The 20,461-nt window shown below is 43.3% G+C and carries 20 protein-coding genes and 1 pseudogene; 4 read left to right on the forward strand and 17 right to left on the reverse strand.

Annotated elements, in window-relative coordinates; translation table 11 throughout:
- Positions 1 to 15 precede the first annotated feature (15 nt).
- Positions 16 to 231, reverse strand: a complete 216-nt coding sequence (locus DYD54_RS09640; RefSeq protein WP_063514662.1) for a helix-turn-helix domain-containing protein — start codon at positions 229 to 231, stop codon at positions 16 to 18.
- Positions 232 to 348: 117 nt separating this feature from the next.
- Between DYD54_RS09640 and DYD54_RS09645 the strand changes: the two genes are divergently transcribed.
- Together DYD54_RS09645 and DYD54_RS09650 are read left to right on the forward strand one after the other, a co-directional pair.
- A complete protein-coding gene (locus tag DYD54_RS09645) occupies positions 349 to 564 on the forward strand; it encodes a hypothetical protein (protein ID WP_063514663.1) in 216 nt (71 codons plus the stop codon).
- Positions 565 to 576: 12 nt separating this feature from the next.
- A complete protein-coding gene (locus DYD54_RS09650) occupies positions 577 to 1,188 on the forward strand; it encodes an Arm DNA-binding domain-containing protein (protein WP_063514701.1) in 612 nt (203 codons plus the stop codon).
- Positions 1,189 to 1,227: 39 nt separating this feature from the next.
- Here DYD54_RS09650 and pcaD read toward each other — a convergent pair whose 3' ends face one another.
- The 15 genes and pseudogenes from pcaD to DYD54_RS09725 all read right to left on the reverse strand — a co-directional run bounded on the left by pcaD (position 1,228) and on the right by DYD54_RS09725 (position 16,115).
- Positions 1,228 to 1,998, reverse strand: a complete 771-nt coding sequence (gene pcaD / locus DYD54_RS09655; RefSeq protein WP_063514702.1) for a 3-oxoadipate enol-lactonase — start codon at positions 1,996 to 1,998, stop codon at positions 1,228 to 1,230.
- Position 1,999: 1 nt separating this feature from the next.
- Positions 2,000 to 3,211: a 3-oxoadipyl-CoA thiolase gene (pcaF, locus tag DYD54_RS09660; RefSeq protein WP_063515045.1), complete on the reverse strand. Its 1,212-nt coding sequence runs from the start codon at positions 3,209 to 3,211 to the stop codon at positions 2,000 to 2,002.
- A gap of 26 nt (positions 3,212 to 3,237) precedes the next feature.
- Positions 3,238 to 3,888, reverse strand: a complete 651-nt coding sequence (locus DYD54_RS09665; RefSeq protein WP_063514703.1) for a 3-oxoacid CoA-transferase subunit B — start codon at positions 3,886 to 3,888, stop codon at positions 3,238 to 3,240.
- Between the two features lie 10 nt (positions 3,889 to 3,898).
- Positions 3,899 to 4,595, reverse strand: a pseudogene (locus tag DYD54_RS09670) (3-oxoacid CoA-transferase subunit A).
- Positions 4,596 to 4,604: 9 nt separating this feature from the next.
- A complete protein-coding gene (locus tag DYD54_RS09675) occupies positions 4,605 to 5,810 on the reverse strand; it encodes a benzoate/H(+) symporter BenE family transporter (RefSeq protein ID WP_063514704.1) in 1,206 nt (401 codons plus the stop codon).
- Between the two features lie 44 nt (positions 5,811 to 5,854).
- Positions 5,855 to 6,655 (reverse strand): 1,6-dihydroxycyclohexa-2,4-diene-1-carboxylate dehydrogenase, encoded by an 801-nt coding sequence (locus DYD54_RS09680; RefSeq protein ID WP_063514705.1) that lies wholly within the window; start codon positions 6,653 to 6,655, stop codon positions 5,855 to 5,857.
- 79 nt (positions 6,656 to 6,734) lie between these two features.
- Positions 6,735 to 8,129: an MFS transporter gene (locus DYD54_RS09685; RefSeq protein WP_063514706.1), complete on the reverse strand. Its 1,395-nt coding sequence runs from the start codon at positions 8,127 to 8,129 to the stop codon at positions 6,735 to 6,737.
- A 19-nt stretch (positions 8,130 to 8,148) separates the two neighbouring features.
- Positions 8,149 to 9,345: a M20 aminoacylase family protein gene (locus DYD54_RS09690; protein WP_084260696.1), complete on the reverse strand. Its 1,197-nt coding sequence runs from the start codon at positions 9,343 to 9,345 to the stop codon at positions 8,149 to 8,151.
- Positions 9,346 to 9,461: 116 nt separating this feature from the next.
- Positions 9,462 to 10,475 carry a benzoate 1,2-dioxygenase electron transfer component BenC gene (gene benC, locus DYD54_RS09695; RefSeq protein ID WP_063514707.1) on the reverse strand — a complete coding sequence of 338 codons (1,014 nt, stop codon included), beginning with the start codon at positions 10,473 to 10,475 and terminating at the stop codon, positions 9,462 to 9,464.
- A gap of 102 nt (positions 10,476 to 10,577) precedes the next feature.
- Entirely contained in the window at positions 10,578 to 11,078 is a 501-nt protein-coding gene (gene benB / locus DYD54_RS09700) for a benzoate 1,2-dioxygenase small subunit (RefSeq protein ID WP_063514708.1), read from the reverse strand.
- On the reverse strand, positions 11,078 to 12,457 hold the full coding sequence (gene benA / locus DYD54_RS09705; protein WP_063514709.1) for a benzoate 1,2-dioxygenase large subunit: 1,380 nt from the start codon (positions 12,455 to 12,457) through the stop codon (positions 11,078 to 11,080). Before benA ends, benB begins: the two co-directional genes overlap by 1 nt.
- A gap of 54 nt (positions 12,458 to 12,511) precedes the next feature.
- Complete coding sequence (locus DYD54_RS09710) at positions 12,512 to 13,555, reverse strand: MBL fold metallo-hydrolase (protein ID WP_063514710.1); 1,044 nt, start codon at positions 13,553 to 13,555, stop codon at positions 12,512 to 12,514.
- Positions 13,556 to 13,642: 87 nt separating this feature from the next.
- Entirely contained in the window at positions 13,643 to 14,566 is a 924-nt protein-coding gene (gene catA, locus DYD54_RS09715; RefSeq protein ID WP_063514711.1) for a catechol 1,2-dioxygenase, read from the reverse strand.
- A 107-nt stretch (positions 14,567 to 14,673) separates the two neighbouring features.
- Positions 14,674 to 14,964, reverse strand: coding sequence for a muconolactone Delta-isomerase (gene catC / locus DYD54_RS09720; protein ID WP_063514712.1), 291 nt, complete (start codon positions 14,962 to 14,964; stop codon positions 14,674 to 14,676).
- 38 nt (positions 14,965 to 15,002) lie between these two features.
- On the reverse strand, positions 15,003 to 16,115 hold the full coding sequence (locus DYD54_RS09725) for a muconate/chloromuconate family cycloisomerase (RefSeq protein ID WP_063514713.1): 1,113 nt from the start codon (positions 16,113 to 16,115) through the stop codon (positions 15,003 to 15,005).
- Positions 16,116 to 17,211: 1,096 nt separating this feature from the next.
- Between DYD54_RS09725 and DYD54_RS09735 the strand changes: the two genes are divergently transcribed.
- Entirely contained in the window at positions 17,212 to 17,433 is a 222-nt protein-coding gene (locus tag DYD54_RS09735) for a hypothetical protein (RefSeq protein ID WP_084260697.1), read from the forward strand.
- Between the two features lie 369 nt (positions 17,434 to 17,802).
- Here DYD54_RS09735 and DYD54_RS09740 read toward each other — a convergent pair whose 3' ends face one another.
- Positions 17,803 to 19,146: an MFS transporter gene (locus DYD54_RS09740; protein ID WP_063514715.1), complete on the reverse strand. Its 1,344-nt coding sequence runs from the start codon at positions 19,144 to 19,146 to the stop codon at positions 17,803 to 17,805.
- A gap of 339 nt (positions 19,147 to 19,485) precedes the next feature.
- Here DYD54_RS09740 and DYD54_RS09745 point away from each other — a divergent pair, with 339 nt between their 5' ends.
- Positions 19,486 to 20,460, forward strand: coding sequence for a LysR family transcriptional regulator (locus DYD54_RS09745; protein WP_063514716.1), 975 nt, complete (start codon positions 19,486 to 19,488; stop codon positions 20,458 to 20,460).
- Position 20,461: the final 1 nt, after the last annotated feature.

Here is a 20,461-nt window from a genome sequence, read left to right on the forward strand (position 1 = left end):
CATTTCGCCTATTTTTTATTCATTCTCATCATCTTTTTCATAGATAATGATGTCTCCCGGTGTGCAGTCTAACAACTTGCAAAGCTTATTCAGAGATTCAAAATCTATACGAGTCACTTCGTTGTTGTACATTCTATACAATGTAGATCGTCCTAATTTTGACATTCGATCTGCATCGGCTACTCGTATGCCTTTTTGGGCAAATAAAACTGGTAAATTAAGCTTAATCATCAAAAAAATCCTATAAATGATAAAAAAATAATTTCAAATGATAATTTTATAAGATATAATCATTAGTGATAACAAAGATATCACTAATGAAAACTTTATCTCAAATGGAGAGTTATTATGACACAAACCTACCTCACAACTCAAGAGCTTTCCCATCGCATCAAGTATGATGAGAGAACCATTCGTAACCAATTAAAAGACAGTGTTTTGCTTGAAGGTGTGCATTACATACGTCCCTTTGGCGGTCGTAAAATCCTGTACATCTGGGAGCGAATCGAAAAAGACATGGCGGAGCATTTCAATCATTCTTCACTTTGTATGGCATTACAGTAATAGGGAGGCACTATGGCTAGTATTAGAACTAGAAAGGGTAGTTCGTTCCTTTTTATCGATTTTACCTATATGAACACACGCTGCCGAGAAAAAACCAATCTAACCGACACACCTGCCAATCGAAAGAAGCTTGCAAAGATTCTAGAGAGAATGGAGGCTGAAATATTGCTTGGCAGTTTTAGTTATGAGCAGTATTTCCCAAAAAGCGACAAGGTTGACTATTTTGAAGAGCTGGGTGAAAGACGACAAAACTTACAAAGTGGCGCACCACTCTTTGGAGAGTTTGTTTGGCAATGGTTTAATGAAAGGTGTATTGAATGGCGGGCAACTTATCAAGAAAAGCTTAGAATCGTCATCAATAAGTATTTAATACCTGTCTTTGATAAGCGTGCCATATCAAGAATAGATAGAGCGGATGTGTTGGCGTTTCGTGCTTCTCTCGCCAAAGTGACCCACAAAACGACCAAACACACCCAGTCAGCTACCAGAATTAACTCAATCATGGCAACTTTGTACATGATACTAAAAGAAGTGTCAAAACGCTATAACTTTGACAATCCTTGTGAGGATATTAAGCAATTAAAGACACCGAAATCACTGTACCGGTACACTTATTACAGCTGAACTTTGCTACGCTAATTAACCCACCCAGCCTTAATTAATTCAAAAATTCTTAATAATCTGATTAAATGCCTCTGCTTTCTCCACATTAGCGATATGTGAAGCCTCAATGATGGCAAGTGTAGCGTTGGGAGCATGCTCCACAATAAATTCACCATCTGCCACAGTGGTTACAGGGTCGGCACTGCCCGCAATGACTAACATCGGTACTTGCGAATTTTTCAAGTCATCACGCAAATCGGCAATCGCCAATGCCTCACAACAGTTAGCATAACCCTCTTTGTCTCCTTTGGCAAGATTTTGGCTAAGATTTTTGACAACCTCAGGGTTGTTTTTGACAAAATCATCAGTAAACCATCTACCAGACGCGGTATCAGCTATGCCTTGTAAACCATTGACACGCACACTTTCTGCTCGCTCCTGCCAAGCGGTTTGGTTACCAATTTTAGCAGCGGTATTGGAGACAATGATTTTATCAAAGTAACTCGGGCAATGAATGGCAAGCCAAATACCCGTCAAGCCCCCCATAGAAATACCACAAAAATTTGCTTTTTTAACATCAAGATAATCCAGTAAATCTACTACATCTTGCCCAAGTTGTGCTATGGTATAGCTCCCCTCTGGTGTGGAGCTGTCACCATGTCCACGTGTGTCGTAGCAGATGATAAAAAAGTCTGTTTTTAGAGCATCAATTTGCGCTTGCCACATTGTGTGATTTGTTCCAAGCGAATTAGAAAAAATCAAGGCAGGCTTTATCTTATCGCCAAAAGTTTGGTAATTTAAACTTACTTCGTTATTAGTAAAAATGGACATATCACAACCCCTCAACTCGCTCAATAATCAATGCTATCCCTTGGCCTACCCCAATGCACATACTACATAAGGCATACTTACCGCCTGTTTTTTCAAGCTGATTAATAGCGGTTGTTACCAGTCTTGCCCCTGACGCACCTAATGGGTGCCCTAAGGCAATCGCACCGCCATTGGGATTGACACGACTGTCATCATCATCCAAACCCAGCTCACGAGTACAGGCTAGGGCTTGGGCAGCAAAAGCCTCGTTAAGCTCAATAACATCCATATCATCAAGACTAAGCTCGGTCATGGCAAGTAGTTTTTTAATGGCCGAAGCAGGAGCAAAACCCATAATGCGTGGCTCAATGCCGACTGTGGTGCTGGTGATGATTTTGGCTCGTGGGGTCAAGCCAAACTTTGCCACCGCTTCATCAGAGGCGATAAATACCGCACTTGCTCCGTCATTGATGCCTGAGGCGTTGCCAGCCGTTACCGTACCGTCTGCTTTGACGACTGGTTTTAGCTTCGCCAACACTTCAAGGCTGGTTTCTCTTGGATGTTCGTCTTTATTTACAATAATCGGTTCGCCTTTTTTTGGTACAATCGTAACAGGGACGATTTCTTTGTCAAAAAAGCCATTGTCTTGGGCGATTTTGGTTAAAGTTTGGCTGCGCAAGGCAAATTTGTCTTGGTCGGTGCGAAAGATGTTAAATTGCTCGGCGACATTTTCCGCCGTCTGTGGCATGGTGTCCACGCCGTACAGCTCTTTTAATTTGGGGTTGATAAACCGCCAGCCCATCGTGGTATCCTCGATTTTTTGGGTGCGGTCGTAAGCGTTTTCAGCTTTACCCATCACAAAAGGAGCTCGGCTCATGCTCTCCACACCACCTGCGATGATTAAATCCGATTCGCCTGATTTAATCGCACGGCTCGCCATCGCCACTGCGTCCAATGACGAACCACACAAGCGGTTAATGGTGGTGGCTGGCACTTGTACAGGCAAGCCTGCAAGCAGTGCCGACATACGCCCCACATTGCGGTTATCCTCGCCTGCTTGGTTGGCACAACCAAAAATCACATCGTCAACCTGACCAAAATCCACATTGACATTACGTTCCATAATTGCCTTAATAACAGTCGCCCCTAAGTCATCAGCACGAATGCCTGATAAGATCCCACCATACCTCCCAAATGGCGTGCGAATGGCATCAATGATATAAGCATTTTGCATCATAATTCTCCTTAATTCTTATGTTTTTAAACGGTCGCATCAATAAGGCTTGCCCCTGTGAATCGTTGCAACTCCTCAAAATCCAAACCACCAATTTTTTCAATGACTTTTAGCCCCTCTGATGTAACATCTATTACGCATAGGTCGGTGTAGATTCTATCCACGCATTTCTTGCCCGTTACTGGATAAGTGAGATTTTTGACGATTTTAGGGTCTCCGTTTTTGGTCGTATGTTCGGTCGCAACAAACACCTGTTTTGCTCCCACTGCCAAATCCATCGCTCCGCCCACCGCAGGAATAGCATCGCTCTCACCTGTGTGCCAGTTGGCAAGGTCGCCATCTTCATCAACTTGAAAAGCTCCCAATACGCAAATATCTAAATGACCGCCACGCATCATTGTAAAAGAATCGCCGTGATGAAAAAATGATCCGCCTGTTAGCATAGTAACAAATTCTTTGCCAGCATTGATAAGCTCTGGATCCTCTTGTCCTGTTTCTGGTGGCGGGCCAAAGGCAAGCAGACCATTTTCAGAATGTAAAAAAATCTCTTTATCTTTGGGTAAGTGACTAGCCACTTTGGTTGGCAATCCTATACCCAGATTGACATACGCCCCTTCTGGAATGTCTTTGGCGATACGGCTTGCGATTTGGTCTCGGCTTAGTTTTTGATAAGTCATGTTGCTCCCCTTATTCGTCTGTCATGGCGTGTGTTACGGATTGAAGCTCAACCACATGCTGTACAAAAATCCCCGGTGTTACGATGTGTTCAGGGTCAAGCTCGCCCAGTGCCACCACTTCGCCCACCTGAGCGATGGTAACATCGGCCGCCATTGCCATAATCGGACCGAAGTTGCGAGCGGATTTGTTGTACACCAAATTACCCCAACGGTCGCCTTTATGGGCTTTGATAAGGGCAAAATCGGCTTTGATTGGGTATTCAAGCACATAATCTTTGCCGTCAATGTGGCGAGTTTCTTTACCTTCGGCTAAGAGCGTACCAAAACCTGTCGGCGTATAAATCGCCCCAAGCCCCATGCCTGATGCCTGATGCCTGAATACGGCAAGCTAGGTTGCCCTGTGGCACAACTTCAAGCTCAATTTTGCCCGCTCGGTACAGCTCATCAAAAACATAACTGTCGGCTTGGCGTGGGAATGAGCAGATGATTTTTTTGACCGCTGCTGTTTTTAATAGTCTTGCCAGGCCATAGTCGCCATTGCCTGCGTTGTTGCTGACAATGGTTAAATTTTTGACATTGCAATCGATGAGTGCGTCAATGAGTTCAGCAGGCTGGCCTGCTGGCCCAAAACCGCCAATTAAAATCGTTGCACCATCTTTGATTTGACTCATCACCTGGGTGAGTGATTGGCTGGATTTATCAATCATTGTTTACTCCTATTTTGTTCTTTCATGAGTTTTTGGTGTTTTGGCTTGTAAAATAAAAAAACCAATCATGCCAAATACAATGCCCCAAAACACCGAACTTAGCCCAAATAAGCTCATGCCTGAGGCTGTTACCAAAAAGGTGATTAACGCAGGCTCTTTTTGTTCGCTGTGTTGCATGGCAATGCCAAGGTTGGTCAATAATGCCCCAAGCAACGCCAAGCCTGCCAGCATGGCGATTAAACTTTTGGGAAGTATGGCAAACAAGCCCACCAAAGAACCTGAAAACACCGCCCCCACCAGATAAAATACGCCATTAAACACACCGCCGATGTAACGTTTGCCAGAGTTTTCGTGGCAATCTTTGCCCATGCACAAAGCCGATGTTACCGCCGCCAGCACAATACTAATCCCCCCAAACACCGCCACAGCGAGCGACAATAGGCTTGCACTATTGATGATGGGCTGGCTGGATACTTGATAATTATTAAGCTTAATGAGTGCCATTCCAGGTAAAAATTGCCCTGTTAAATTTAAAATCACCAACGGCAATGTCAAATTAAATACTGCCTGCCACGAGAATTGTGGGGCGATAAATATGGGCTTGGCAACACTCAATTCGAAAGCTTGGCTACCATTTATGAGTCCCAATAACCACGCCACCAAAAGCCCTATCAAAAGCACCCACACAATCGCATAACGAGGCGAAAAGCGTTTGGCAGCCAAAAAACTTGCCAGCATGGCACAGGCTAACATCGGTTCACTGCTAAATGACGAAAACGCTCCCACGCCAAAACCAAACAAAATCCCTGACATCATACCACCTGCAATGCCCTGCGGAATGCAATGCAATACCTTATCAAAATAGCCACTCATGCCAATGGCAAGGCTAATCACGCCTGCGATGAGATACGCCCCCACCGCTTCATTAAGGCTAATGCTGGGAAAAAGGCTGACCAAAAGTGCCGTTCCAGGGATTGACCAAGCGAGCAAAATCGGCACTTTGTGGCGTAAAGATAAAAAAATACTGCCAACTGCCGAGCCGATCGACACCGCCCAAATCCATGAAATCATCATGGCATTATCCACGCCTGCCGACTGCCCCACCTGAATAAATATCACCAACGGTCCTGCGTAAGAAATCGTTACCGCAAGCAAACCCGCCATCATTGCCGACAAAGAAAAATCTTGCTTAAAATCCCTAAATACGCTCATCATCCACACTCCGTGTCAGCCATATTTTTCCAGTGATGGGTAAAAAGCTATCCTTGATCGCCACCGCCCACAGGCATGACCGTGCCTGTCATATAGGACGACTCATCGGACGCTAAAAACAAAATCGCATTAACCTGCTCGTCGATCGTGCCATAACGCCCCAAAAAGGTACGGTCAATGGTTTGTTCAACCACCTCTTGCATCCAGCGTTTTTCGTCCTCGCTTTGGGGATTGGTGTTTCTTGGGGTTTTGCGTGGTGGAGCGTCTGTACCGCCCGTCGCCACCGCATTGACACGAATGCCGTCTTTGGCGTGTTCAAATGCCAAACTTGCGGTCAAGGCATTTACCCCGCCTTTTGCCGCCGAATAAGGAATGCGATGAATGCCACGAGTGGCGATGGACGACACATTGACAATCACGCCTGACTGCTGGCTAATCATACAAGGTAGCACCGCATGACAACACCACAAAGTTGGAAACAACGAGCGGTTGATTTCTTTGATGATTTCATTTTCGGCAAATTCCTCAAACGGCTTCATCCAAATCGCCCCACCGACATTGTTAATCAGCACATCAATGCGACCAAATTTTTCAAGGGTTTGCTTGGCAACTTCTTGGGCTCCTGCATACTGTTCCAAATCGGCTTTGACGATGAGATGATCGCCCTTTTTGCCAGTTTTTTGTAATTTGGCAATCTCATCGGCTGTTTCTTGCACAAAATCCGAAAAATCCACCAGCACCACATTTGCCCCCTCTTTGGCGACTTGCAAAGCCACGCCACGCCCAATTCCCTGAGCTGCGCCTGTCACAATCACCACCTTATCTTTAAAACGCTTGGTTTCCGACATGATTACTCCTGTCATAATTCATGTTGTCGTGCTTTGATTTAAAATAAAAGGGTCTTTCAAATCCTTACCAGTAGCGGCGTTAAGCCGATTGCGCAGTCTTTTTAGGAATCATTACCAGCACTGCCAATGTTGCTAGTACACCAAAAGCGGCCATCGTCAAGAGGGCATATTGACCTGCCAAATGTACGCCAGCATCCTTAAAGGCGCTAAAAATAGTCGCTCCTGTGGCGATGCCAAAGGACGCACCCAAAGCACTTGCCATTTTAAACACACCTGCCGCCACGCCTGCTTTATCAAGAGGTACATTGACCATCGCGCAGTCCGCCGCAGGGGTAGAATAACAACCCAAACCAAAGCCAAACACCGCAAAAGACACAATGACCCACCACATATACACTTCGTGCGACACAAAGGTCATGGACAGCCCCAATGCTCCAACCGCCGTGATTGCCGTGCCGAGCCACATTGGGGTTTTGTAGCCGAATTTTTGTAGCAGTTTTTCGCTCACACGAATCATAATCATGACCATGACGACATAGCCCAAAGATTTGACCCCTGCTTGAAATGCAGTCAAGCCATGTCCTTTTTGCAAATAGGTATTGATAATGATAATCGTGCCTGCCATGCAGTTTAATAAGAAGTTGGACAAACACGCCCCACTATAACCACGACTGTTGAACAGCGAAAAATCCAAAAATGCCTGATGTTTTTTCTTGATTTCGGTGCGAAAAAACACAATCCCCATCACCACCGCCCCAGCGAGCATGGTTAGCGTAAAACCATTCGTAAACCCAAGCCTAAACCCTTTGGTGATGAGCAAATTTAAACACAAAAGCCCAATCACACAGCTAAACAGCCCGACATAGTCATAACGACTGGTAGAAACCTCGTGCGATTTGCTCTCTGGCGTGCCTTTGATGAGAAGCATACCGACCGCCGAAATGGCGATTGACAGCAAGAAAATGCTTTTCCAGCCCATGCTCGTGGCGATTGCCCCACCAACAAAAGACGAAAGCCCTGAACCACCGAACGAGCCAATCGACCAAAAGCTAAACGCCCTTTGTCGTTCGGCTCCGTGATAATAATTTTTGATGATGGACAAAGTCGCTGGCATGATACAGGCGGACGACAGACCTTGAAGCACTCGCCCAAGCCCAAAGGTGAAAGGATTGGTGCTAAAATACAGCACCAAACAGGCGATGATGTTTAGAGTAAAACCCACATAAGTCAAACGCACTCGCCCAAATTTATCCGCCAATCCGCCCATTAAAATGATAAAACAGCCAGAAAACAGCGAGCCTAAGCTAATCACCGCATTGAGTGAGGTATCTGACATGCCCAAATCTTTTTGAATGGACGGCACGACATTAAACATCGACTGATAAAACAGCCAAAAGGTCAAAACCCCCAGCACCATGCCGATGAGCAGTTTGTCGTTGCCACGAAACTCATTTTGTGTTTGTGTTGTTGTCATAAAAAATCCTTTTTTTAAATCACTTCAAATAGTTTTCCACAAGACCACAAAAGTACGCCCCGGCCGTAGCGGTAATCTCATCATTAAAATCGTATTCCGGGTGATGCACCATGCACGCAGAATCACCGCCCCCATTGCCGACAAAGCAGTAGTTGCCGTTGGGGTTAGCTTCTAGCATAAAGGCAAAATCCTCGCTTCCCATAAGCGGAGCAATGCCTGTATGCACTTTGTCCTCGCCCACCAAATTTTGGGCGACTTTGACGGCAAATTCGGTCGCATCACTGCCATTGACAGTGGGCGGACAGCCGTTGATGTGTTCGACTTCGGCACTGGCTCCAAAACTTTTGGCTTGAAATTCCACCACTTCTGTAATTCGAGATAGCACCTTTTTGCGGACTTCGGCATTTAGGGTGCGAACGCTTAATTTTAACAGGGCAGAATCATTGACCACATTGGGGACATTTCCAGAGGTGAGTTGCCCCACCGTAATCACCGCTTGCTCAAGCGGACTGACATTGCGAGAGACAATGCTTTGGAGGGCAATGGCGATATGACACGCCACCAAAGTCGCATCAATGCCGTATTCAGGCATCGCCCCATGACTGCCCACGCCTTTGACATGGACATGCAAAGTGTCGGAGGACGCCATGACCGCCCCAGTTTTAAAATAAAACTCGCCTGTCGCTAGGCGTGGCATGTTGTGCATGGCAAAAATCACATCGCAAGGAAATTTGTCAAACAAGCCGTCCTCTAACATGACACGACCGCCATAAAGCAGCTCTTCGGCAGGCTGAAAAATCAAATGCACCGTACCATTAAAATTGCGAGTTTTGGCAAGCTGTTTAGCACAAGCAAGCAAAATGGTGCTGTGTCCGTCATGCCCACAGCCATGAAATTTGCCTGCGACTTGACTGGCATAAGGTTTGCCCGTCTTTTCCACGATGGGCAAAGCGTCCATGTCGGCACGCAGTCCGACGACTTTATCACCGTTACCGTTTTTTAGGGTGGCAACAATGCCTGTTTTGGCAAGCCCATGATGTAGCGTATAGCCCCATTCGGTCAGGTACTTGGCGATGAGATTACTGGTTTCAACCTCTTCAAAACCCAGCTCAGGATTTTGGTGGATGGTTTGGCGAATGTTCGCAAAAAACGCCTGTTCGCTCATCAAATCACTCAAATGCTGCGGGTTTATAGCAATGGTATTAGACAGGGACATATTTACTCCTTTTGATAGATGATGACAAATTTCAGCCATTAGGTACTGACCACTAGGGGTAAAAAAGATTTTAATGACTTTTATGAAATTTGCAAGCAATCCATTTTGCCGCCATCTTAATTGGCTGAGAACTTCTCAAACAAGAAATTTTGCGCCGTGATGTTCTGAACTTCCAACCAATCACGCACCGAATCAACCATTGCCACAGGTCCACACAGATAAATATCCACATCGCCGCCATTTAGCCAGTCATCATCAATATGAGCAGTGACATAGCCTTTACGCTCATGGGTGGACATCTCATTGACCACAACTGTACGATAATCAAACCAGTCATGTTTCGCCTTAGAGTCATCTAGCGCATCAATGCCGACCAAATCCTCATCATTGGTCACGCCAAACACCATGCGAATAGGAAAATCCGAACCTTTTTCGTCAAGCACTTTAAGCATGGATAAAAACGGCGCAATCCCTGTCCCACCTGCCAAAAACAGCGTTGGGCGAACCATCGGACGCAGATAAAAACTGCCAAAAGGGCCTGTAAAGCTCATTTTGTCGCCCACTTTGGCGGTATTTGCCAAGAACGAACTCATCTTGCCATTGGGGACATTTCGTACCACAAAGCTGGTTTTGCGGTCGTTTGGCTTTGAACTGAAAGAATATGAACGAGTTTCATCAGTGTTTGGAATTTTCACATTGACATATTGCCCTGCCAAAAAGCTGATTTCTGGTTCATTTTCATCCAATTCAATTTCAAAACAAATGGTGCTATCGGAGACTTTTTGTAAATCGGTCAGCGTGCCACTGAAAGTATGGATTTGGGTTTTGCACACAGCAGAACTTGCCAAAATCTGAATGACCGAATCTGAAGTTGGATAACATTGACACGCCAAAACATAGCCTTTTTCGGCATCTTCAGGGCTTAGGGCGTCCTCGATGTACATGTCGCTATCCATGTCATAAGTCCCAGACTCATAAAAAGCTCGGCAAGTGCCACACGCTCCGTCTCGGCAATCTAGCGGAATGTTCATTTTTTGGCGGTAGGCAGCGTCTGATAAAACTTCGCCGTCACCCACTTCAATAAACCGGGTAACACCATCTTCAAATTGTAAAGCGACTTTGTGACTCATAAAAATATCCTTATATTTTTTATGCAATAAGTTGGCTGTTGGCTGACTGGTTAAATTAAGGCAAAATGGGATTGGTAATTCAACTCACCAATCCCATTTTTATCAAATATGATAAACATCAATGACTTGGTGAATGTAGTCATTTTTTAGAACGACATATTTGCTCAAAATTTTAAAGCTGTCGCCTGAAACATCGATTTCGTAGCGAGACATACCAAAATGTTGGTAAATGGTCTTATAGCGGAAGCTGAGTGTAAACCAGTTAAATCGTACGGTTGCTTTGTTGCCCTCAACCTTTTCAACTTCAATATTGTTGATGTTGTGGCTGGTGCGAGTGTCTGGAATGGTTGCTGACGAGCGCTCAGTTTTGATACGAAACACACGGTCTTCAAGACCTTGACGGTTTGGATAATAAATCAAGGAGACTTCTGTCATCGGGTCAGTAACCAGCGTGTCATCATCATCCCATGCTGGCATCCAAAATGACGCCTCTGGTGCGTAGCATTCTAGCCAATCATCCCATTGTTCATCATCCAAAAAGCGGGCTTCTTGGTACAAAAATTGGCTGATTTTGTGTTGCAATTCGGCAGATACTAAGCTCATCAGACTTCTCCTTTTTCCAATTTTTGTTCGGTTTTGATGGCTTCTTTCATCACTTCGACCCAATGCTCGTGCTGGGCAAGATACAAGCCTTCATCTTCGGTTTTGACACCGCTTAATTTTGGTTTTAAGCCGATTTCTTGGGCAAATTTGTCCGCCTCATGCACCCAGTGGCTTGCCCCACGGCACATATCATTCCATTCAATATCTATACCTGCGTAACCGACTTGGCAAGAGCGAAACTCTTCTAGGTCGTCTGGAGTTGCCATACCTGATGCGTTAAAGAAATCTTCGTATTGGCGAATGCGGCGTTGGCGGTTTTCGGCACTTTCGCCTTTTGGTGCGATACAATAAATCGTAACTTCGGTTTTATTGACCGCCAATGGGCGTAAAATACGGATTTGCGAGCCGAATTGGTCCATCAAATACACATTAGGATACAAGCACAAATTACGAGAACGCTCAATCATCCATTTTGCCATCGCCTCGCCGTAGAGCTCTTTATAAGTGTCGTATTGGGCGTAGTTTGGACGGTCTTCTGGGTTTGCCCATTGTGTCCAAAGAAGCATATGCCCATGTTCAAAACCGTATGAGCCACCGCCTTGTTTGCCCCAACCGCCTGCACTCATGGCACGGATATTGTCCGCCCCTGCTTGTTTTTCTTTTCTTTGTTGGGTGGTGGCAGCGTAATTCCAATGCACCGCGGAAACATGGTAGCCGTCCGCACCATTTTCGGCGGTCAGTTTCCAGTTGCCCTCATAAGTATAAGTTGATGAACCACGAAGCACCTCTAAGCCATCTTGAGCTTGACCGACAATCATGTCAATGATTTTGGTCGCTTCACCAAGATATTCTTCGAGTGGCAGGACATCAGGATTTAAACTGCCAAACAAAAAGCCTTTGTAGCTTTCAAAACGAGCGACTTTTTTCAAATCGTGCGAACCGTCTTTATTAAAACTTTCAGGATAACCTGCGTCTTTAGGGTCTTTGACTTTCAAAAGTTTGCCAGAGTTGTTAAATGTCCAACCGTGAAATGGGCAGGTATAGGAGGATTTGTTGCCTTTTTTGTAACGGCAAAGCTGAGCCCCACGATGTGAACAGGCGTTAATCATCGCATTTAATTCGCCATCTTTGTTGCGAGCAATGATGATTGGTTGGCGACCAATATAAGTCGTATAATAATCGTTGATTTCTGGAATTTGGCTTTCATGTGCCAAATACACCCAGTTGCCCTCAAAGATGTATTTCATTTCCAAATCAAATAAAGTTTGGTCGGTAAATACAGAGCGATGAACTTTATATTCGCCAGTTTCTGGATTTTCTACTAAAAGCTCGTCAATGCGGTCTAAATGACTGGTATTGACAACAGGAATCTTTGGCATTTTATTTTCTCCTTGCACAAGCTGGGGTCAAATACAATTTAAATGAAATAACAATTAAGGTTCATACACCTCAACGCCATTTGCGTTGAGCGAAAAACTCATCAAATCCCGTCCAACCTTTAACGCTCCTTGATAATTGGCACGAGTACGCTCAATCAATTCTTCGTCAGGAATGCCGATGATTTTTGCCGATACGCCATTGACAACATGGGTATAAACCGCCATTTTTGGCTTGGTTTGGCTAAAAATCTCACCTGCTTGGCGTGGGTTGGTATGATGAGCATAGACTTGCGGTAGGGCATTGATGTCTTTAAATTCAGCCACTTCGTGAATGAGCAAATCTACACCTTTGCCGTATTTGATGATATTTGGCGAGGGAATGGTATCGACACTAATGAGCACCGAACGCCCTGCATAATCCACACGATAGCCCAAGTTTGGCTTAATCGCTCCTTTGGTATCATGTGGCACATCAAAGGCGGTAATCACCACACCATTTTGGTTAAACACGACGCCCTCACCCTCAAATTCATGAGCAACAAGCCCCGTCGTTTCCGCTTTTAGTTCACCATCAGCAACACGCACTTTAATGTCATCAGCATGGGCGATTTTTAAGCCTTCAACCAATGCTTTTGCCCCAGTCGGACCATAAACATTTAATGCACCGCTACTGCGACCACCAAACGCAGGAATATAACCCGTCATCCACAAATCGCCCAAACCATTGGTATGGTCAGAGTGATAATGGGTAAAAAATACCGCATCAATTTTGCCAAGTGGTACACCCGCTTGGGTCAAACGCACCGCATTGCCACGCCCTGCATCAATCAAAATATTAAGACCACCAGCTTGTACCAAAGTTGCAGGTCCATAGCGATGAACGCTCGGCACTGGGCTACCTGTACCCAATAAGGTTACTCTCATTTCACCTTCTTTTGGGGCAAGGCGTGCTGGGTGGGTGCTTGGTGCGTGTAGGTATTCAGGATTTGCCTGAACAGCCGATTGGGACGAAACCGATGTTGTCGAACACGCCATCAGACTTAGGGACAATGCCGACACCGCCAAAACAGACAATCCTTTTGTAACTTGATAACTCATTTACCACTCCTTTTGTAGGTTATGTTGTGGATTATGGGGATTGTATCTTAACCCTATTACTAAGATACAATCTACCGATAACAACGATCAGCCCTGAGCTCGTCTTCTGTCCACTTCGGTAGTTGGGGCGGTTTGGGTGTCTTTGGTTAGTTTAAAATCAAAGGTGATGTGCTTAAATGGCTTATCAAGTCCATATTTTGCCAAATCCTGTACACTTGATTTGTCGGTCGCCACCGCCACCAAGCCTTCACGAGTACCGAACGCAAAGTCGTCCCAGAGGTATTTGTCGCCTTCGATGTTAAACTGAGTGGTGAGCTTACGGAAGCCGTCAGCCGTGATGAAGTAGTGAACATGCGATGGACGCTGACCATGACGACCTAGCTTGTCAAGCAGGGCTTGCGTTGGTCCATTCGGTGGACAACCATAACCAACTGGCATAGTAGTTTGGGCACGATAGCGACCGTTTTCATCGGTATAAATGGTACGGCGAAGGTTGAAATCAGATTGTGATTTATCAAAGAATGAATAGTTGCCCTGACCGTTAGCGTGCCACATTTCCACTTTGGCATTTGGTACGATGTTGCCATCCACATCAGTCACCACACCCTCAATGATGAGCGTGTCAATCTTGTCAGATTCAGAGCCATCGTCCATGCGGGCAAAGCCCACGCTCTCAGGAGCTCCCGCCACATACAGTGGACCTTCGATGGTACGAGGTGTACCGCCTTGTTCTACGCCAGCTTGACGGTCTTTTTCGTCTTCAAGCAAGTCCATGAAGTGCTCTAAACCAAGACCAGGTACAAGCAATCCTACTTCGTTGGCCTGGCCCAAATCAGAAAGGTACTCCATGCCTTTCCAAAGCTCAGTTTGGGTGATGTTCAAATCCACAATGGCTTCAAACAAATCACCCAAAAGACGAACCACAATCTCTTGCACACGAGCGTCCACTTCACCTGTAGCGGTGTTCACATTCATTTTTTTAACCAAAGCATCAATTTCTTGACGGTTCATACTTCTTCTCCTTGTCATGGTGTAGCTGGCATCTTCAAATGGCTGGCTACGGTTGGGTTAATTGCCATGAGAGTGCATAGCCACTTTTGTAAATTAAAAATTAAAAATCAGCTGTCATCATCACGAATCGATGAAGGATGGCGATTTAAGGGCATAACCTCAATATTCATAAAGGGATAAAGCGGTAATCCCTGCAATATGGTGTGCAACTCCTCATTACTCTCCACATCAAAAATACTGATATTGGAGTATTGGCCAGAGATTCGCCATAAATGTCGCCATTTACCTTGTCTTTGAAGCTCCTGCGAGTAGGCTTTTTCAACCACCTTAATCTCATCGGCTTTTTGTTTGTCAAAGTCAACTGGGATGTTGACGTCCATTTTGACATAATAAAGCATAACGTCTCCTTATGTTTGTGTTTTAATACACTTAAAACTTATGAATGTCTTGTTAATGCCAATATTTTTTCTTCATCAGGCTCAATGCCAAGCCCTGCACCCTTTGGTACTTTTAATTCAAAATTCTCATAAACCAAAGGTGTTTTTAAAATTTCTTCAGTCAAAAGTAGCGGTGCAAACAGCTCTGTACCATAAGCTAAACTCTCAAAGGTGCTAAAGACATGAGCAGAAGCAATCGTTCCCACCGCCCCTTCTAGCATGGTACCACCATATAGGTCAATCCCTGCAAAAGTCGCAATTTTGCCAATGTCGCGTGCCTCAATAAGTCCGCCCGCTTGCTCAATTTTTACTGCAAATACATGAGCATTATGATTTTTAGCAAGTTTGTAAGCATGTTTAGGGTACATGACCGATTCATCCGCCATGATTGCCACATCAAATCGCTGAGTGAGTTTGGCAAGCAATTCGATATCATCAATGGCACAAGGCTGTTCAATCAGGTCTATACCACCGTCTCGTAGTGCTCTTATCCCTTGTAAGCATTGCATTTCGCTCCATGCTCGATTTACATCAACGCGAATACTAACATCTTTACCCAGTGCTTTTTTGATGGCAACTACGTGCTCCACATCTTCTTCCACCGAACGTGAACCGATTTTTAGCTTAAAGGTATTATGGCGCTTAAGCTCAATCATTTTTTTCGCCTCCGTGATATCTTTTTGTGTATCTCCAGAAGCCAAAACCCATAAAACAGGTAAGCTATCACGTAATCGGCCACCCAATAATTCACTGATAGGCAAACCCAATTTTTTACCCCAAATGTCAAATAATGCTGTTTGTACTGCGCATTTGGCAAAACGATTGCCAATAATATTCTTATTGAGAATTTGCATGATCTGAGCGATATTTAATTCGCTTTTGACAGTGGTTAATAGTGGAGCAAAGTAGATATCTAGATTAGTCTTAATGCTCTCGGGACTTTCTTCGCCATACGACAAACCGCCAATGGTTGTCGCCTCACCCCAACCCACAATCCCCTCATCAGAAGTTATCTTCACTAACACAAGGGTTTGCTTTTGCATGATCGCAACTGACATCTTATGCGGACGAATGGTTGGAATGTCCAAGATAAACGTTTCTAATTGATACACAGTATTCCCCAATTATTTTTTAATTAAATTTTATTACTTTCACGTGTTATGGATGGGCATGTTTATACTCTAAAAGAATATATATAAAAAAACAAATATTATTTTTGCATTTTTTTATACTATATAAGTATAATTAATGTATATGAATACTTAACCTCAATGAATGAAAAAACACCCAAATGAACCGCACCCCAAAAGTCAGGCATCAACCTTTGGGATGTTTTCACGGCAAAATATTCAGACGACTTTAAACTGCAAGTTCCTAACTATTGTTTTGATGAACACAGCTACAAACGTACAGCAAAACACTTTAATCTAGATCATAAGCTTGTATAGCTTTGGGTGAAACGTTACCAAGTATAGAGCATAGATTGTATTAAAAGACGACATACAAAAACAGTCTATTACCCAAGTACTGTATAACGAGTCATTCTTGGCAAATCCTTAACTCGGCTTGCCCTAGAGCTATACCTACCACATTATGCTATGCTCTCAAACTGGTTAAAAGCTTATCAAAATCATGGGACTGGACCCCAAGCTCATAGGTAGGAAATCTGTGCATAAATCCAACAAGGTAAACTAATCATGCAAACCTGATGAACAAAAACTGTACCGGTACAAACTCAAGCTAAACTTATTGCTGAACTACAACACTTACGCATGGAGCTTAATGTTATGCAAGAGTTAGAAGCCTTGGAGCGTCAGCAAACAAAAAGCAAATCATCTCAAACAAAATCACAGTGATTGATGAGCAATTAATGGCTTATCTTGTTATGGCACCAGCAACTTTTAATTATTGTCTCAAGCAATTAAAGCAAGTAGATAATCAACAACAAATCAAAGACAAAATCAAAAATACATATCATTCTTATCAAAGTAGATATAGTTATCGCAGAATTACCTTTGCCCTAAAACAGATGTGCTTCGCTATCAACCATAAAAAATACATCAGCTCATGAAGCATTTGGGACTTAAAACATTGATTCGGAGTAAACGTAGATTTAGTAATTATCAGGCTAAGTTAGGTAAATCTGCTGGCAATGCAGTCATTCGTGATTTTAAAGCAAGTACACCCAATTAAAAATCGGCAACAGATGTGACTAAATTTAAATTGGTGGATAAACAAGGCAATACCAAAAAGCTTTACTTATCACCCATCAACCATTTATTTAAGGAAGATATTATCAGCTATCAGATGTATATCAGTCCAAATTATGACTTGGTTAGTAAGATACTTGATCAAGCACCAAAGAGACGACAAGCAGGTGGTAATGGCAGCAATCATCATCAAATGTTCATGCATTCTGATCAAGGCTAGCACTATCAAATGCAAAACTATCAACAAACCTTAAAAGATAATAAAATCATTCAAAGCATTTCAAGAAAAGGCAATTGCTTGGATAATGCAGCGACAGAAACCTTTTTTGGCATACTAAAAGAAAAAATCTTCTTTCATGGTAAATACTAAAGAAGATTTACATCCATTGATAAACTAAAAAAATAATTGATGAATATATTGATCATGCAATCATAATAGAATTAAAGAGAAAATTAAAAGGACTAAGCCCTATGCGGTACAGACACTTAGCCCTTGGTCAAAACGCTAAATTCAAACCCAATCTTTAATCTTAATTGTCTAAGAATTGGCGGTCGGTTCATTATCAAGCGCTTTTTTATTATCCGAGCCTTACTTGGTACTAGAATTTTTGATATCCACCAAGAATATCGCTACTGCTGCAATCAGACCAGGAATTGCTATTGCCATAAAGTTCATTTGATGAGCGAGTTGCAAGCTAAGCAAAGCGCCTGTAAGTACAGGACCAACGATTGCTCCAACCCTTCCTACACCAGAGGCAAAACCCATGCCTGTGGAACGCACCGCAGACGGATAGTATTGCGAAACAAAAGTATAAAGTAAGATTTGAGAACCGATGGTCGCTGCACCTGCAATAGCAATAAGTGTATATAACACAGGAGCTGGACTATTAAACCCCAACAAAACAAGCGAGACTGCACCTAGCGTAAACATCGATACTAAAACAGGTTTTATATGAAAACGATCAGCAAGCACGCCACCGCCAATCGCACCAATCATGCCGCCGATATTTAAAGCAAACAGAAACAGCATACTTGCTCCCAATGAATACCCTGCACCAATCATCAGCTTAGGTAACCAGCTCGCAAGCGCATAAACCATTAACAGGCACATAAAGAAAGCAACCCAGAACATGATGGTGCTGACCGTTCTACGCTGCTGAAACAAAGCTTTCAAAGGAGCGGAATCCTCTGATGTTACCACAATTGGTTCAATCTCATAATCTTTATTGGAATACGCAGGGTCTATTTTAGTAATGATTTTTTTAGCCTCGTCATCAAGGCCCTTGCGTTTTAGATAAAACAACGATTCTGGCAACATCGCCCAAATGATTGGCAATAAAAGTACAGGAATACCGGCCAGCATAAACACAATCTGCCAACCATGCACAGGCACAAGAGCTTTACCTAGCAAAGCTGATGCCATACCTCCAATGGCATAACCACTAAACATCACCGCAACTAGTGTACTTTTCATACGCTTTGGAGCAAACTCGGTTGTCAGTGCCACCACATTAGGCATAACCCCACCAATCCCTAGCCCAGCAATAAAACGCAATACAGCAAACTGTATGGGATTCTTAGCAAATGCACCCAAAAAGGTAAACCCCGCAAAAAGCAAAATGCAAAGCATAATCGTCTTTTTTCGCCCCAGCTTATCGGATAATGTCCCAAAACCAATCGCCCCAAACATCATACCAAACAATGCAGAACTGGCAAGCCATCCAGCTTCCACTGATGTCAAACTCCATTGCTCCATTAATAAGGGTAGAGCCACCCCATAAATGGCCAAATCATATCCATCAAAAATAATAATAAGCAAACACCACAACAAGACCGTCCAATGAAATGTTGTAAATTTAGCATGGTCAATAAAATCATCAATACTCACCTGCTCAGGTTTGTTGGCTGCTGTTTGAAAAACCTGTTCGCTCATAACCACTCCTTAGTTAAAAAATATGGCAAAATTTTCACAAAAATCTTTTTACAACTCAACTGGCTAAATTTTTTTCAAATTTTGACTAGTTGTAGGTGCAAATTTATTTGATTCTTAAAGAAATTGCAAAATCAAATAGATATGGATTTAGACTATTTTGGTATAAAACCATACTTATCTAAACAATTAAAAATAAATATATTACATAATTAACTGAAATTATTAGTATTTTTATTTTTTTAAATACTCATTAGATAGATTACCTATAAAAAAATACTTTAAAAATATAATAATTTTTGATATCTTATACATACAAATACAAAATTAGGGAATAAAGATATGGATATTCGACATCTCAAATACTTTGTTGCTGTGGTAGAGGAGCAAAGTTTCACTAAGGCCTCCGAACGACTATTCATCGCTCAACCGCCACTAAGTCGACAAATCCAAAATCTAGAAGATGAGCTAGGTTTACCTCTTCTAGAGCGCGGTAGCCGACCTATTAATACAACCGAGGCGGGGCAATTTTTTTATCAATATGCCAAAAGAATTTTGGGCAATATGGAACAGATGGTTTCCATGACAAGAAGAGTGGGACAGGCCGATAAAACCTTAAAGGTAGGCTTTGTCGGCTCCCTGCTTTTAGGGTTATTGCCACAGGTTATTTTTGAATTTAGAAAACTATTGCCCAGCGTCAATATCGAACTCGTTGAAATGGGCACTTTCGAACAACTTGAGGCACTCAAATCAGGCAAAATTGATGTGGGTTTTGGTCGGCTAAAATTTAGCGATCCTGCCATCGCAAGGGTTTTACTCAGAGATGAATCATTGGTACTGGCAGTCAATGAGCACGAAGCACGTTTTATCAATTTTGACGGGGTGTATTTGAGTGATATCACTGATGAGGTGCTTTGGTGTTATCCAAATGTTGGCGATCAAACCTTCGCAAACTACATTGAAAATATCTTTGCTGAGCATGGTCTTAGCCCAAAAGGTATTCGGCATATTTCCAATATTCAAATGGCACTTGGGATGGTCGCATCGGGCGAAGGTATGTCCATCGTTCCACAAAACAGTAGAGCCATCTCAATGACAAACCTTAAATATCTACCCATACTAGACGCCGGTGCAGTCAGCCCTATATTTTTATCTTATCGAAATGGGGATGATGGTGAATTCATTCAATTATTATTAAAAACTATTGAAACAATCTACCGGCGAATCGGAATTAATCAACAAATAGCCTTAAACCACCAATCTGATCTTTGTACCGGTACAACTATTTTCAAACAACCCCTAAGAGGGCTCTGTTAAA

This window comes from Moraxella ovis, from assembly GCF_900453105.1.
Classification (GTDB): domain Bacteria; phylum Pseudomonadota; class Gammaproteobacteria; order Pseudomonadales; family Moraxellaceae; genus Moraxella; species Moraxella ovis.